Consider the following 13,723-nt stretch of genomic DNA (forward strand, 5'->3'; position numbering starts at 1 on the left):
GCCATGTGACACTTGCGATGTCACATAGTCGCTGACATACTCCCGGTATGTTGATTTTCGCGACGGAACCCGTCACCGCGCCCGCAGGTGGAGCCGAGCTCGGCCAGGTCATCGGCCTCTCGATCGCCGCCGGCCTCGTCACGAGCGTCCTGCTCGTCATCGCCTGGGCCCACCGCACGCACCGCATCGAGTGGTTCCAGAAGGCCGGCGAACGCCTCGGCGCGCGCACGGGCGAGCCGGGCTGGGCCTCGATCCCCACGCTGTTCGTCGCGAGCTCGCTGATCATCGCGCTGCTGGGCTTCATGTGGGACGTCAGCCTGCACGCCGGCCGCGGTCGCGACGCCGGACCGCTGGCCAACCCCGCGCACTACCTGATCCTCTACGGGCTCTTCGCCCTGTTCATCGCCGGCATGTCGGCGGTCGTCTACGCGCGCGACGGTGAGCAGCCCGGCATTGCGTCGGTGCGCATTACCCGCACCTGGTACGCCCCGGTGAGCGGCATCTTCATCGCCGCGTGCGGCCTGTACGCGCTGATCGGCTTCCCCCTCGACGACGTCTGGCACCGGATGTTCGGCCAGGACGTGACGCTGTGGGGCCCGACGCACCTCATGCTGATCGGCGGCGCCGGACTGTCCACCGCGGGCATCATCCTGCTGCACCGCGAGGCGGACTTCGCAATCCGCCAGGACGGCAAGGAGATGCCGACCTGGATCAAGACCGCGACCCTGTCGATCGGGTTCGGCGCCCTGCTGATCGGCCTCTCGGTGTTCCAGGCCGAGTTCGACTTCGGMATCGCGCAGTTCCGCATGGTGTTCGCGCCGCTCATGATCGTCGCGGCTGCCGGCATCGTGCTGGTCGCGGCCCGGCTGTACGTCGGCCCGGGCGCGGCGATCGTCGCCGCGGTGTTCTTCCTGCTGATGCGCGGCATCATCTCGTTCATCGTCACGGACTTCTTCGGCGAGGCGCACCATGTCTTCCCGCTCTACCTCGGCAGCGCGGTCCTGGTCGAGCTGTTGGCACTGACCCAGCTGCGCCACAAGTCGCTGTGGTTCGGCGCGATCGGCGGGTTGCTGATCGGCACGGTCGGGCTCGTCATCGAGAAGTTCTGGAACGACCAGGTCTTCCAGTTCCCGTGGACCCAGGACATGTGGCTCGAGGGTCTCCTCATGGCCGTCCCCGTCGCGATCGCGTCGGGCCTGTGCGGGGCGCTCTTCGCGCTCGGCCTGCAGGGCCGGCTGCCGGCCAAGCAGATAAGCCGGACGATCGTCACCTTGTCGGTGCTCGTCATCGCCGCGGCGGTCGCCAACGGGCTGCACGCCACCGTGCCCAAGAACGCGTCAGCCACCTTCGCGCTGACGCAGGTCGGCACCGCGGACCAGCCCGAGGTCACCGCCAAGATCGCCCTCAAGCCGGCCGACCTCGTCGACGACCACCCGACCTGGGTGCAGATCACGGCGTGGCAGGGCGGCGGAGAAGGCGTCGTGACCGATCGCCTCAGGCGTACGGGTGACAACACGTGGGAGTCGACCAAGCCAGTCCCCGTGGGCGGCAACTGGAAGACCCTGCTGCGCGTGCAGGACGGCCGTACGCTCGCCGCCGTGCCGATCTTCATGCCGGCCGACGCACCGCTGAAGGTCAAGGAGGTCCCGGCCTCGGCCTCGTTCACCCGCGACTTCGTGCCCGAGATCGACATCCTGCAGCGCGAGCGCAAGGGTGACACGTCGCCGTGGCTGTGGGGCGCGGCCAACATGGTGGTCCTGCTGTGCAGCCTCGCGATCATCATCGGGATCTCGGTCTCGGTGGCCCGCGTCGCGCGCCGCATCGAGGAGCACGAAGCCGCTTCGCCGGGGGACCGTACGCCTACGCTGACGTCATGACGCCGGCCGGAGACCAGCTCCTCGCCCATCATGCTGCCCTGCTCGCGATCCCGGCGTTCGTCCCGGCCGTCGTGGTCGTCGGGGTGATCCTCTACATCGCCCGCAAGGACCGGCGTGAGGAACGCGAGGAGCGCGAGATCATCGAGCGGGCCTTCGAGCCCGATGACGACAAGGAGAACGAGTGAGGATCGCTGCGACGGTGCTGGCCTGTGCCCTCGCGCTGACCGGCTGCGGCGGCTCCGACGAACCCGGCACACGCGAGGAGGGCGGCGGACTGAAAGCGACCGGCACCAAGGTCGACATCGTGATCAAGGACGGCAGGGTCACTCCGCAGGGCAAGCGCGTCAAGGTCAAGGCCGGGGATCCGGTGACCCTGAACGTCACGTCCGACGCCGACGAGGAGATCCACGTCCATTCCGACCCCGAGCACGAGTACGAGGTCAAGGCCGGCGACTCGCTCGACGAGACCTTCACGATCGACACTCCCGGCCAGGTCGCGGTCGAGGCACACCACCTCGACGTCACGATCCTGCAGCTCGTCGTCGAGCCGTGATCCCGGCCGGTCTGCAGGCACACGGCCTCGGCGGGTCGACCGACCTGCCGATCCCGTTCCTGTACGCCATGGTCGGCGCCTCGTGGGCGCTGACGATCTCGTTCGCGGTCCTGGCTCTTGCGTGGAAGGAGCCGCAGTTCGCCGCTGAGCCGGAGCCAGCCAAACAGCCGCCTCGCCGCCCGTGGCTAGCCGGGATCGGCCTGCTGCTCACGACCTGGCTGCTCGTCGCGCTGTACGCCGGACCGTCCGACGCCTCCAACGGCGGCCTCGGCGCGTTCTACATCTTCGTGTGGGTCGGCCTCGTTCCGCTGGCGCTCGTCGCGGGCCACGTGTGGCGCGACCTGTCCCCGTGGCGGACCGTGACGGGTCGGGGCCTCTGGGCGTACCCGGAGCGCCTGGGCTACTGGCCCGCAGTCGTCGGGCTGCTCGCCTTCGTGTGGCTCGAGCTCGCTTCGCCGGATCCCGGCTCCGTCCACGCCGTACGTGTGTGGGTCGCGATGTACGTCGTGGCCATGATCGCCGGCGGTCTCGCCTTCGGACCGCGCTGGTACGACCGGGCCGACCCCTTCGACGTCTACAGCGCGATCGTCGCGAAGCTCTCCCCGTTCGTCCGGGACGACCGCCGTTGGATCGTGCACAACCCGCTCCGCACCCTGCCGTCGGTCCCGGTCGCGCCCGGCCTGGTTGCGGTGCTCGCGGTGCTGCTGGGCTCGACGGCGTACGACAGCTTCTCGGCGTCGTCGTTCTGGCAGTCCAAGACGCTGTCGGTGTGGCAGCACTCGCTGACCCTGCTCGGATTCTGTGTCGTCGTCGCGGTGCTGTTCGTCGCCGCTGCGATGGCGACCGGGGGAGTGACGCGCGAGCAGCGACGGGCCATGCCGGGCAAGCTGGCGCACTCGCTCGTGCCGATCGTCGTGGGCTACATCTTCGCGCACTACCTGACGTACCTCCTGGAGAAGGGACAGGTCGCGTTCTTCGCCCTGCTCGACCCGCTGGGGCGGGGCTGGCAGCCGTTGGGCGATCCCGCGACGCAGTACTTCCTCTCCGAGCACACGTCGATGCTCGCCGCGCTCAAGGTGACGTTCGTGGTGGCCGGTCACGTGCTCGCGGTCGTCGCGGCGCACGACAAGGCCCTGGCGCTGCTGCCGAAGGGCCACCGGCTCAGCGGGCAGGTGGCGATGCTGATGCTGATGGTCGCCTACACGTTCACGGGGCTGTTCCTGCTGTTCTCTGTCTGACCGGATCGGTAGCGTCGCGATCATGGCGACGATCTACAACACCGCGACGACGCTGGACGGCTTCCTCGCGACGACGGACAACTCGCTCTCGTGGCTGTTCGAGGTTCAGGGAGCGGACGACGCCGAGTCGTCGTTCGGCGACTTCCTCGCGGGCATCGGCGCGATGGCGATGGGCTCGACGACCTACGAGTGGCTGCTCGAGCACGAGTCACTCGTCGACAACCCAGCCAGGTGGCAGGAGTGGTACGCCGAACGGCCGACCTGGGTGTTCACGCACCGCGACCTGCCGGTCATCGCTGACGCCAACATCACGTTCACGAGCGACGACGTCAGGGCGGTGCATGCCGAGATGGCGGCTGCGGCGGGCGAGCGCGACATCTGGCTGATGGGTGGCGGCGACCTCGTCGGCCAGTTCGACGACGCGGGCCTGCTCGATCGCATCACGGCGACGATCGCGCCGGTCACGCTCGGCGCCGGCGCACCCTTGCTCCCGCGGGACATCCGTTCGGACCGTTTGACGCTCACCTCGATCCTCCAGCGGGGCCAGTTCGCCGAGGTGACGTACGACGTCAAGCCCAAACCGACAACCTGATTGCGCGGCGTTGATTAGCACTCGTATGATGAGAGTGCTAACCGGATCAGATCGATGAGGTTGTGGGCCGCGGCGAGAAGGGTTCGCCGCAACGCCGCAGCCGTCCGTCGCGGGCATCGCCTGGTCATCCACGTCGACAACCAAGTCGGAGAAACGTACACATGGCAAAAACCATTGCTTTCAACGAGGAAGCACGGCGCGGCCTCGAGCGCGGAATGAACCAGCTCGCCGACGCCGTCAAGGTCACGCTCGGTCCCAAGGGTCGCAACGTCGTCCTGGAGAAGAAGTGGGGAGCCCCCACGATCACCAACGACGGTGTGAGCATCGCCAAGGAGATCGAGCTCGAGGACCCCTACGAGAAGATCGGTGCCGAGCTCGTCAAGGAGGTCGCCAAGAAGACCGACGACGTCGCCGGTGACGGCACGACGACCGCCACGGTCCTCGCCCAGGCCCTCGTCCGCGAAGGTCTGCGCAACGTTGCGGCCGGCGCCAACCCGATGGGTCTCAAGAAGGGCATCGAGACCGCCGTCGAGGCCATCAGCTCGCAGCTGCTGGGCATGGCCAAGGACGTCGAGACCAAGGAGCAGATCGCTTCGACCGCCTCGATCTCCGCTGCTGACACCACGGTCGGCGAGATCATCGCCGAGGCCATGGACAAGGTCGGCAAGGAAGGCGTCATCACGGTCGAGGAGTCGAACACGTTCGGCCTCGACCTGGAGCTCACTGAGGGCATGCGCTTCGACAAGGGTCACCTGTCGGGCTACTTCGTGACCGACGCCGAGCGCCAGGAGACGGTGCTCGAGGATCCCTACATCCTCATCGTCAACTCCAAGATCAGCTCCGTGAAGGACATGGTCCCGGTCCTCGAGAAGGTCATGCAGGCCGGCAAGCCGCTGGTCATCATCGCCGAGGACGTCGAGGGCGAGGCTCTCGCGACCCTGGTCGTCAACAAGATGCGTGGCACCTTCAAGTCCGTCGCCATCAAGGCCCCGGGCTTCGGTGACCGTCGCAAGGCCATGCTGGCCGACATCGCGATCCTCACGGGTGGCGAGGTCATCAGCGAGGAAGTCGGACTCAGCCTCGAGACCGCCGACCTGACGCTGCTCGGCACGGCCCGCAAGGTCGTCACGACCAAGGACGAAACCACGATCGTCGAGGGCGGCGGCTCCGACGACCAGATCCAGGGTCGCGTCAACCAGATCAAGGCCGAGATCGAGAACAGCGACTCGGACTACGACCGCGAGAAGCTCCAGGAGCGCCTCGCCAAGCTCGCCGGCGGCGTCGCCGTCATCAAGGTGGGCGCGGCGACCGAGGTCGAGCTCAAGGAGCGCAAGCACCGCATCGAGGACGCCGTCCGCAACGCCAAGGCGGCCGTCGAAGAGGGCATCGTCGCCGGTGGTGGCGTCGCACTCGTGCAGGCCACTGCTGCGGTCTTCGAGAAGCTCGAGCTCACGGGTGACGAGGCCACCGGCGCGAACATCGTTCGCACCGCGGCGTCCGCTCCGCTCAAGCAGATCGCGATCAACGCCGGCCTCGAGGGTGGCGTCGTCGCAGAGAAGGTTGCCGGACTCGAGTCGGGTTGGGGCCTCAACGCCGCGACCGGTGAGTACGTCGACCTGATCGCTGCCGGCATCATCGACCCGGCCAAGGTCACGCGCTCGGCGCTGCAGAACGCAGCCTCGATCGCGGCACTGTTCCTCACCACCGAGGCCGTCGTCGCCGACAAACCTGAGCCTGCTCAGGCTGGCGGAGGCGCCCCGGACATGGGGGACATGGGGGGAATGGGATTCTAGGGAAACCTGACCCATACAGCTGAACCAACGAAGGCCCTCACCGCATTGCGGTGGGGGCCTTCGTCATGTCCGGCATAGCCCAGTTCTGCGGTGTGACCGACCACATCTTGCATGCCGGAATGTGTGTCCGGGTGTCGCAGTTCGTTCCTAGCGTGGTGTCTCGAAGCGGAACACCACCGCACCCGGAAACACCGGCCACGAGCCGGACGAAAGGAAGCACCTGATGTCCGAGAACATCATCGAGGCGCCCAAGCGCCGCGGACCCCTCTACGCGATCGTCGCGGCCGTCATCGCCGTCCTCGTCGTCGCCGGATTCCTGATCTTCGGCGGGGACGACAGCGACGCCAAGGGCAAGACCATCAAGATCGGCGTCGTCGGCGCCGCGGACCCCTACTGGGACACGTACAAGCAGGAAGCCAAGGACGCCGGCATCAACATCAAGCTGGTCAACTTCACCGACTACGCCCAGCCCAACCCGGCCCTCGCCGAGGGCGAGCTCGACATCAACCAGTTCCAGCACATCGTGTTCCTCGCCGACTACAACGTGTCGAACGACAAGAACCTGACACCGATCGGCGCCACCGCGATCTACCCGCTCGGGCTCTACTCCAAGAAGTACGACTCGGTCGACCAGATCAAGACCGGCGACACAGTCGCGGTTCCCAACGACGTCAGCAACCAGGCCCGCGGTCTGCTCGTGCTGCAGTCGGCCGGGCTGATCAAGCTCAAGGACGGCGGCACGATCTTCTCCGACCTCAGCGACGTCGACACGGGCGCCTCCAAGGTCAAGGTCAAGGCGCTCGACGCGGCCCTCACGGCGAGCTCGCTCAACGACCTCGCCGCCGCGATCATCAACAACGACTTCGTCGAGAAGGCCGGGCTGAAGTTCTCCGAGGCCATCGCGCAGGACGACCCGAACGACCCGAACGCCCTGCCGTACGTCAACGTGTTCGCGGTGCGACCCGAGGACAAGGACAACAAGACGTACCAGAAGCTGGTCGAGATCTTCCAGGACAGCAAGCCGGTCATCGACGGGTTGAAGAAGGTCTCGGGCGACACCGCCGTACCGGTGAAGACACCCGTCGCCGACCTCGTCGCCTCGCTCAGGAAGGTCGAGGCGGACACCGCCGCCAACAAGAAGTAGCCACCATCTCGGGATGCCGGTCCGGCGCGAGCGATCCTCGCCGCCGGACCGGCAACACCTGCAAGGAAGGAACGTCATGGCTCTCGTCGAGCTGCGCGAGGTCTCGAAGGTCTTCCCCTCGAGTCGTCGTGGTGCCCCTCCGGTCAATGCCGTCACGGGTGTCGACCTCGACATCCACGCGGGTGAGATCGTCGGCATCGTCGGCTACTCAGGCGCCGGCAAGTCGACTCTCGTCCGCCTGATCAACGCCCTCGAACCCGTCACGTCGGGCACCATCACGGTCGATGGCACCGAGATCACGTCGCTGAAGGAGCGGGAGCAGCAAAAGGTACGCCTGGGGATCGGSATGATCTTCCAGCAGTTCAACCTGTTCACGTCCCGCACGGTCTACGGCAACATCGCCTACCCGCTGCAGGTGGCCGGCGTGCCGCGTAGCCAGCAGCACGCCCGCATCGTCGAGCTGCTGACGTTCGTGGGCCTCGCCGACAAGGCGCATGCCTATCCCGAGCAGTTGTCCGGCGGGCAGAAGCAGCGGGTCGGCATCGCCCGCGCACTCGCCACCTCGCCGCGCATCCTGCTGGCCGACGAGGCGACCAGTGCACTCGACCCCGAGACGACCCATGAGGTGCTCGGCCTGCTCAAGCGGGTCAACGAGGAGCTCGGCATCACGATCGTGGTCATCACCCACGAGATGGAAGTCATCAAGGCAATCGCTCACAAGGTCGTCGTGATGGACCAGGGCCGCGTCGTCGAGCAAGGACCGGTCTTCGACATCTTCGCCAATCCAGCTGAGGCGGCCACCCGACGCTTCGTGTCGACACTCGTTGACGACGTGCCGACCGGCCGTACGCTCGAGGGTCTCCGCGAGCGGCACAAAGGCCGGCTCATCACGGTGTCGTTCCGTGACACGTTGGTCTCCCAGTCCCAGGTGTTCGCCGAGATCATCGGACGCGGGGTCGAGTTCGAGCTGGTCTACGGCGGCATCGAGGACATCCAGGGCGACACGTTCGGCCACCTGACGCTCGCCCTCCAGGGCGACGATGCCGCGATTGATGATGCGGTCGCCGCTGTGCAAGCCCGCGTCGAGACGAAGGAGGTGGCCTGATGGATCGCCTCCAGGAGCTGCAGTCCCTGTTCTGGCACTCGACGTGGGAGACCCTCTACATCGTCGGGTTCGCCCTGGTCCTGGGCGGGCTCGGCGGCCTGCTGCTCGGCGTCGCGCTGTATGTCACCCGTCGGGGCGGGATCCTCGCCAATGCGCCGGTCTCCTTCGTGCTCAACCTCGTCGTCAACTTCTTCCGGCCGATCCCGTTCATCATCTTCATCGCTGCTGCCCAGCCAGCCGCCCGCGCCGTGGTCGGGATCGGGATCGGCAACAAGGCGATCATCTTCGCGCTGGTCGTCGCGGCGTCATTCGGGATCAGCCGCATCGTCGAGCAGAATCTCGTCAGCGTGCCGACCGGCGTGCTCGAGGCGGCGCGTGCGATGGGTGCCGGTCGACTGCGGATCATCCGGACCGTCCTGATCCCCGAGGCGCTCGGCCCGCTGATCCTGGGCTACACGTTCGCGTTCGTGGCGATCGTCGACATGTCGGCCGTCGCAGGTGTCATCGGTGGTGGGGGCATCGGAAACTTCGCGATCGTCTACGGCTACACGCAGTACAACCCGACCGTCACCTGGGCGGCCGTCCTGGTGATCGTGATCATCGTGCAGCTGGGCCAGTTCGCGGGCAACGCGCTGGCTCGCAAGGCCCTGCGCCGCTGATCGCGGGCGCCTCGGCCAGGCTCAGTTGTCGGAACCCGTCCCGCGAATGACCTCCACGAGCTCATCACGGGTCGGACCAGGGGCGTACGCCGGCCGCCAGCCACCCTCGTAGACCGCCCGCGCCAGCGGTTCGGCCGGTCTGAGCGTCTCGGGCAACGCGGTCATGGCGAAGTAGCCACCCGCGTGCGCGCCGATCCGCGGGTCGGCCTGGACTGCGTCGGCGATGAGATCTGAGGTGAGCGGGATGCTCAGGTCGAGGTCTTCGCCCTGCCAGCGCCTCACCATGCCGCCGTCGATCGCGATGTGGTCGGCGACCCACGGTTCGATGGCTCGATCGCACCAGGCGCCGAACGGCTCGGTCACTGTGACTGGGTCGGCGCCCCCGTCCAGGATCTCGAGCAGTGCAGTGATCTGCATGCAAGCCATCGCGATGCCGCGTCCTCTCGTCGGCGTGGTGGTTGCGACGGAGTCCCCGACGGCGACCACTCCCGGCGTGGCAGCCTGACGGCGATAGACGTTGCGAAGCGCCCCACCGACGAGAACCGACGACGTGGGTCGAGCCCGGTCCGGATCGGTCCATTCGGCGAGGGCAGGGATGGCTCGGCACGCTGCCTCGAAGGCGGACTCGGACTGCAGGCCCTTGAGCTCGGCGTCGGCCGTGGGACGTACCAGCACCACCGAGAAGTGACCGTTCTCGTGCAGGAAGACCAGAGACTGATATCCGTCGAAGTCGGCGATGTACGCCATCGGGTTCACCATCGGGCCGGGCTCGGCACCCGGTCGCAGCACGTACGTGCGGTCGACATAGGCGAGCCCGCAGTCGCCATCGAGCTTCTGGGTGCTGCCGTGCGCACCGGATCTGCCCAGACGACCGGCTCGCCCCGTGGCGTCCACGACGAGGTCGGCCTCGACCAAGGACCCATCGATTCTTACGCCAGTGACACGTCCATGCTCGTGGACGAGCTCGTCGACGTGGCCGGTGTGCAGGCTGAGCCCGAGCTGCTTCTCCGCCGCGCTTCGAAGCGCTCGCTCGAAGGTCGAGCGACGCGAGAGCACAGCCATCAGCTGGCGTGAACCGTCGGGAGTCGACGCGTCGACAGGCTGAGCGCCCAGACCTTCCCAGCTGTCATACGCCTCTGGCCACTCCGCCTGAAGCGTCATCGGGACCTGGGGCCGGAAACCATGGGCGTGCTCGAACTGCATGACGCCACGACGGGACCAGTGTTCGCCAGCCGGGCCGGGGTCCCGATCCACCGAGGTGACGTGGTGACCGCGTTTGGCGAGGGCGGCGCCGAGCAGGAGCCCGGTCGGGCCCGCGCCTACGATGAGTGTCCGCACGCTGGTTCTCCGTTACACTGTGTGAGACTTGATTACACTCAGAGTTACCCCAAAAGGAGCTGGTGTCAAGATGCCGGAGACACGCCGGCCATACCGATCGGCGCTTCGCGAGGATCAGGCGCGCGCCACCAGACGGGCCATCGTCGGCGCCGCCCGCGACCTCTTCGTCGAGCTCGGCTGGTCACGTACGACGATCGACGCGGTGGCCGAGCGGGCTGGAGTGAGCCGCAAGACGGTGTTCACCTCGGTCGGCGGCAAGGCGGCACTCCTGAAGCTGGCCCTGGACTGGGCACTGGTGGGCGACGATGAACCGATCCCGATGTCCGAGCGGCAGGTCCTCGTCGAGATGGAGCAGCTCACCGATCCGCGCGAGCTGATATCCCGTTGGGCGCCGTTCATCGCCGAGCTGGAGGAGCGCGCGGCGCCCTTGGCCGAGGTGCTCGTCGTGGCTGCGGACGCTGATGCGGAAGCGGCGGAGGTGCACGCCACGTCCGAGCGCAACCGCCTCGGGGCGGCGGAATTCATCGTGGCTCGCATCAGGGCAACCCATGGCCTGCGGACGGGACTCACCACGAAGCGTGCTGTGGCTGCCGTCCTGGTGATCATGGACCCGGCTGCCCACCGCACGCTCGTCCGCGAGCACGGCTGGACGCGTGCCCAGTACGCGCAATGGATCGAGCGCTCGGCCGTGGCCGAGCTGCTCGCGCCGGACGACGCGGGCACCAGGAGCTCGTGAGGATCACGAGCAGCTGCCCGGATGCCGCCGCTACGGGGCGCCGATGTGCGTGCGTACGTCCAGCAGCTCGGGGAAAAACTGGAGCTCGAGGGCCTTCTGCAGGAAGCTCACTCCGGACGACCCGCCGGTGCCGCGCTTGAAGCCGATGATGCGCTCGACGGTCTTGAGGTGCCGGAACCTCCACAGCTGGAAGCTGCCCTCGACATCGACGAGCTCCTCGCACATCTCGTATGCCGCCCAGTATGTGTCGGGGTCGGCGTAGATCCTGCGGAGCACCTCGATCACGCCGGGGTCTGCGACGTACGGCTGGGTGACGTCGCGTTCCAGCACGGCCGCCGGGACGGCATGCCCCTGCCTGGCCAGGAAGCGCAGGAACTCGTCGTAGAGGCTCGGCGCCTCGAGGTCGGCCTGCAACGCTGCCCGCAGTGCCTCGTCGTGCTCGAAGACCTTGATCATCTGCGGGTTCTTGTTGCCGAGCAGGAACTCGACGGTGCGGTACTGCGGCGACTGGAAGCCCGACGCCTTGCCGAGTGAGTCGCGGAACTGCGCGTACTCGATCGGCGTGAGGGTCTCCAGCACGGCCCACTGCTCGAACATCTGCCGCTGGATCGCCTTGACCCGCGCGAGCCGCTTGAGTGCCGGCGGCAGGTCGTCGGCGGCGATCAGCGCGATCGCCGAGCGCAGCTCGTGAGTCAGCTGCTTGAGCCACAGCTCGGTGACCTGGTGCTGGATGATGAACAGCATCTCGTCGTGGTGGTCCGAGACCGGCTGCTGTGCCGACAGCAGGGTCGGCAGCTGGAGATAGCTGGCGTACGTCATCTCACCGCGCAGGTCGGTCGCGACCCCGTCCTCGATCGGCCTGAAGGACTCGGTGTGCTCGGTCATACCTGCACGGTATGCCGTCACGGCTCATGCTCCACGTGAAAGGGTGGTGCGCATGGCGCTGATCAGGGCAAATGGGCTCGGTAAGTCGTACGGGTCGACGCGTGCCGTCAACGACCTGTCGTTCGAGGTGCATCCAGGCAGCGTGACCGGGTTCCTCGGTCCCAACGGTTCCGGCAAGTCGACCACCATGCGGTTGATGCTGGGGCTCGACCGGGGCGAGGGCCGGACGACGTTCGACGGCAAGACCTTCGACGAGCTGAAGCACCCGATGCGGCATGTCGGCGCGCTCCTCGAGGCCAAGCCGTTCCACCCGACTCGACGAGCCCGCAACCATCTGCGCATGCTCGCCGCCGCCAACCGCATCCCCGACAGCCGCGTTGACGAGGTCATCGAGCTGGTCGGCCTGGCGACGGTCAGCAAGGGCAAGCCCAAGAAGTTCAGCCTCGGCATGGGGCAGCGGCTCGGGATCGCGGCAGCGCTGCTGGGCGACCCTGACACGCTGATCCTCGACGAGCCGAGCAATGGCCTCGACCCGCAGGGCATCACCTGGTTCCGGAATCTGCTCAAGCACCTCGCAGGTGAGGGGCGCTCAGTCTTCGTCTCGAGTCACCTTCTGCAGGAGATGGCGGTGCTCGCGGACGAGCTCGTCGTGATCGGCCGGGGCAAGATGCTCGCCAACGGGGCGGTTGCCGACTTCATCTCGCACAGCAGCCTCGGCGTGGTCGAGGTCCGTACGCCCGACGCGGGAGTCCTTGCGCCGGCGATCGAGGCGCTCGGTGCCACGATCGCCGAGGATGCCAAGGGTCTCGTCGTCAGCGGTGCCACGGCTGAGCAGATCGGTGACGCCGCGCACGCGGCGGGCGCGCGGCTGCATCAGCTCGTCACACGTCAGGCGACGCTGGAGGAGGCATTCCTCGAGGCGACCGGCCTCTCGGAGGAGTTCCGCGGCGGTCAGGTGGGGGATCGCTCATGATCGACGCGTTGCGCTACGAATATGTTCGCCTCCGCACCATCCGGTCGACGTACTGGCTGGTCGGCTTGGCGCTGACCTTCCAGCTCGTCATGACGGTGATCATCGCGTGGCAGATGTCGTTGGCGGACAACCCACCGAGCGGCAACGACGCCTTCGACGTGCTGGCCACGATCGGCGCCTCAACGGGCTTTGCGCCGTTGTTCATCGCGTACATCATCGGCCTGGTCGGGGTGTTCTCGACGGGGCACGAATATCGCCATGGCATGATCCGCGCGACCCTGACGGCGCTGCCGAACCGGAGCATGGTGTTCGCCGCCAAGAACATCTCGACGGGCATCATCTCGGCGTTGGCGGCCGTCATCTGCATCGGCATCGCCCTGGTCGCCTGCCTGGCTTTCGGTCTGGACGGGCCGTCCACGCAGGAGGTGCTGGACATGACGCTCGGCACGGTGCTGTTCACGGTGCTCTTCGCGTTGTCCGGGCTGGCGTTCGCTGCGATCACCCGCAACCAGACCGCGGCCGTCGCACTCCTGATGCTGCTCCCGAGCGTCGTCGAGCAGATCATCAAGGCCATCATCCTCGCCATCAAGGCGTCGTCGGACGATCCGCGTGGCACCGGCGGTCTTGTCAAGGTCCTGAAGTACCTGCCTTACGACGCAGGCGGGCAGATGTACACGCGCGCCTCCTTCGACGACCTGCTCCAGATCTTCGGGGTCGTGCCGTTCGGGGCGCTCGGCGGGGGCGTCGTCATGGGCGTCTTCGTCGGCGCACTGCTCGCCGGCTCGTACGCGCTGTTCGTCCGTCGCGACGCGTGACCGTCATCACAGCGG

14 protein-coding genes are annotated in these 13,723 nt (G+C 67.3%); 12 read left to right on the forward strand and 2 right to left on the reverse strand.

Annotated features, from left to right (window positions below; all coding sequences use genetic code 11):
• Window positions 1-47: 47 nt before the first annotated feature.
• From AC1DVU_RS16620 to AC1DVU_RS16660, 9 genes are all read left to right on the forward strand, one after another.
• Window positions 48-1,877, forward strand: coding sequence for a hypothetical protein (locus AC1DVU_RS16620; RefSeq protein ID WP_476923573.1), 1,830 nt, complete (start codon window positions 48-50; stop codon window positions 1,875-1,877).
• Window positions 1,874-2,062, forward strand: a complete 189-nt coding sequence (locus tag AC1DVU_RS16625; protein ID WP_476923574.1) for a hypothetical protein — start codon at window positions 1,874-1,876, stop codon at window positions 2,060-2,062. The genes AC1DVU_RS16620 and AC1DVU_RS16625 overlap by 4 nt, the downstream gene beginning before the upstream one ends.
• Window positions 2,059-2,430 carry a hypothetical protein gene (locus tag AC1DVU_RS16630; RefSeq protein WP_476923575.1) on the forward strand — a complete coding sequence of 124 codons (372 nt, stop codon included), beginning with the start codon at window positions 2,059-2,061 and terminating at the stop codon, window positions 2,428-2,430. Before AC1DVU_RS16625 ends, AC1DVU_RS16630 begins: the two co-directional genes overlap by 4 nt.
• The gene (locus tag AC1DVU_RS16635) at window positions 2,427-3,668 is read left to right on the forward strand and encodes a hypothetical protein (protein ID WP_476923576.1); all 1,242 of its coding nucleotides are present in this window, start codon (window positions 2,427-2,429) and stop codon (window positions 3,666-3,668) included. Before AC1DVU_RS16630 ends, AC1DVU_RS16635 begins: the two co-directional genes overlap by 4 nt.
• A gap of 22 nt (window positions 3,669-3,690) precedes the next feature.
• On the forward strand, window positions 3,691-4,260 hold the full coding sequence (locus AC1DVU_RS16640; RefSeq protein ID WP_476923577.1) for a dihydrofolate reductase family protein: 570 nt from the start codon (window positions 3,691-3,693) through the stop codon (window positions 4,258-4,260).
• Window positions 4,261-4,421: 161 nt separating this feature from the next.
• Window positions 4,422-6,053 (forward strand): chaperonin GroEL, encoded by a 1,632-nt coding sequence (gene groL, locus AC1DVU_RS16645; RefSeq protein WP_476923578.1) that lies wholly within the window; start codon window positions 4,422-4,424, stop codon window positions 6,051-6,053.
• 223 nt (window positions 6,054-6,276) lie between these two features.
• Window positions 6,277-7,197, forward strand: a complete 921-nt coding sequence (locus tag AC1DVU_RS16650) for a MetQ/NlpA family ABC transporter substrate-binding protein (protein WP_476923579.1) — start codon at window positions 6,277-6,279, stop codon at window positions 7,195-7,197.
• Window positions 7,198-7,273: 76 nt separating this feature from the next.
• Window positions 7,274-8,302 carry a methionine ABC transporter ATP-binding protein gene (locus AC1DVU_RS16655; RefSeq protein WP_476923580.1) on the forward strand — a complete coding sequence of 343 codons (1,029 nt, stop codon included), beginning with the start codon at window positions 7,274-7,276 and terminating at the stop codon, window positions 8,300-8,302.
• A complete protein-coding gene (locus tag AC1DVU_RS16660; RefSeq protein WP_476923581.1) occupies window positions 8,302-8,961 on the forward strand; it encodes a methionine ABC transporter permease in 660 nt (219 codons plus the stop codon). The genes AC1DVU_RS16655 and AC1DVU_RS16660 overlap by 1 nt, the downstream gene beginning before the upstream one ends.
• Window positions 8,962-8,982: 21 nt before the next feature.
• On the opposite strand, the gene AC1DVU_RS16665 is transcribed toward AC1DVU_RS16660, so the two are convergent.
• Complete coding sequence (locus AC1DVU_RS16665; protein WP_476923582.1) at window positions 8,983-10,299, reverse strand: FAD-dependent monooxygenase; 1,317 nt, start codon at window positions 10,297-10,299, stop codon at window positions 8,983-8,985.
• A 70-nt stretch (window positions 10,300-10,369) separates the two neighbouring features.
• Here AC1DVU_RS16665 and AC1DVU_RS16670 point away from each other — a divergent pair, with 70 nt between their 5' ends.
• Entirely contained in the window at window positions 10,370-11,035 is a 666-nt protein-coding gene (locus AC1DVU_RS16670; protein WP_476923583.1) for a TetR/AcrR family transcriptional regulator, read from the forward strand.
• Between the two features lie 30 nt (window positions 11,036-11,065).
• Here the strand turns inward: AC1DVU_RS16670 and kynA are convergent, their stop codons facing one another.
• Window positions 11,066-11,920, reverse strand: a complete 855-nt coding sequence (kynA, locus tag AC1DVU_RS16675; protein ID WP_476923584.1) for a tryptophan 2,3-dioxygenase — start codon at window positions 11,918-11,920, stop codon at window positions 11,066-11,068.
• Between the two features lie 52 nt (window positions 11,921-11,972).
• Here kynA and AC1DVU_RS16680 point away from each other — a divergent pair, with 52 nt between their 5' ends.
• Both AC1DVU_RS16680 and AC1DVU_RS16685 read left to right on the forward strand, forming a co-directional pair.
• On the forward strand, window positions 11,973-12,893 hold the full coding sequence (locus AC1DVU_RS16680; protein ID WP_476923585.1) for an ATP-binding cassette domain-containing protein: 921 nt from the start codon (window positions 11,973-11,975) through the stop codon (window positions 12,891-12,893).
• Window positions 12,890-13,708 carry an ABC transporter permease gene (locus AC1DVU_RS16685; protein WP_476923586.1) on the forward strand — a complete coding sequence of 273 codons (819 nt, stop codon included), beginning with the start codon at window positions 12,890-12,892 and terminating at the stop codon, window positions 13,706-13,708. Before AC1DVU_RS16680 ends, AC1DVU_RS16685 begins: the two co-directional genes overlap by 4 nt.
• Window positions 13,709-13,723: the final 15 nt, after the last annotated feature.

This window comes from Aeromicrobium sp. P2_G6 (assembly GCF_056403535.1).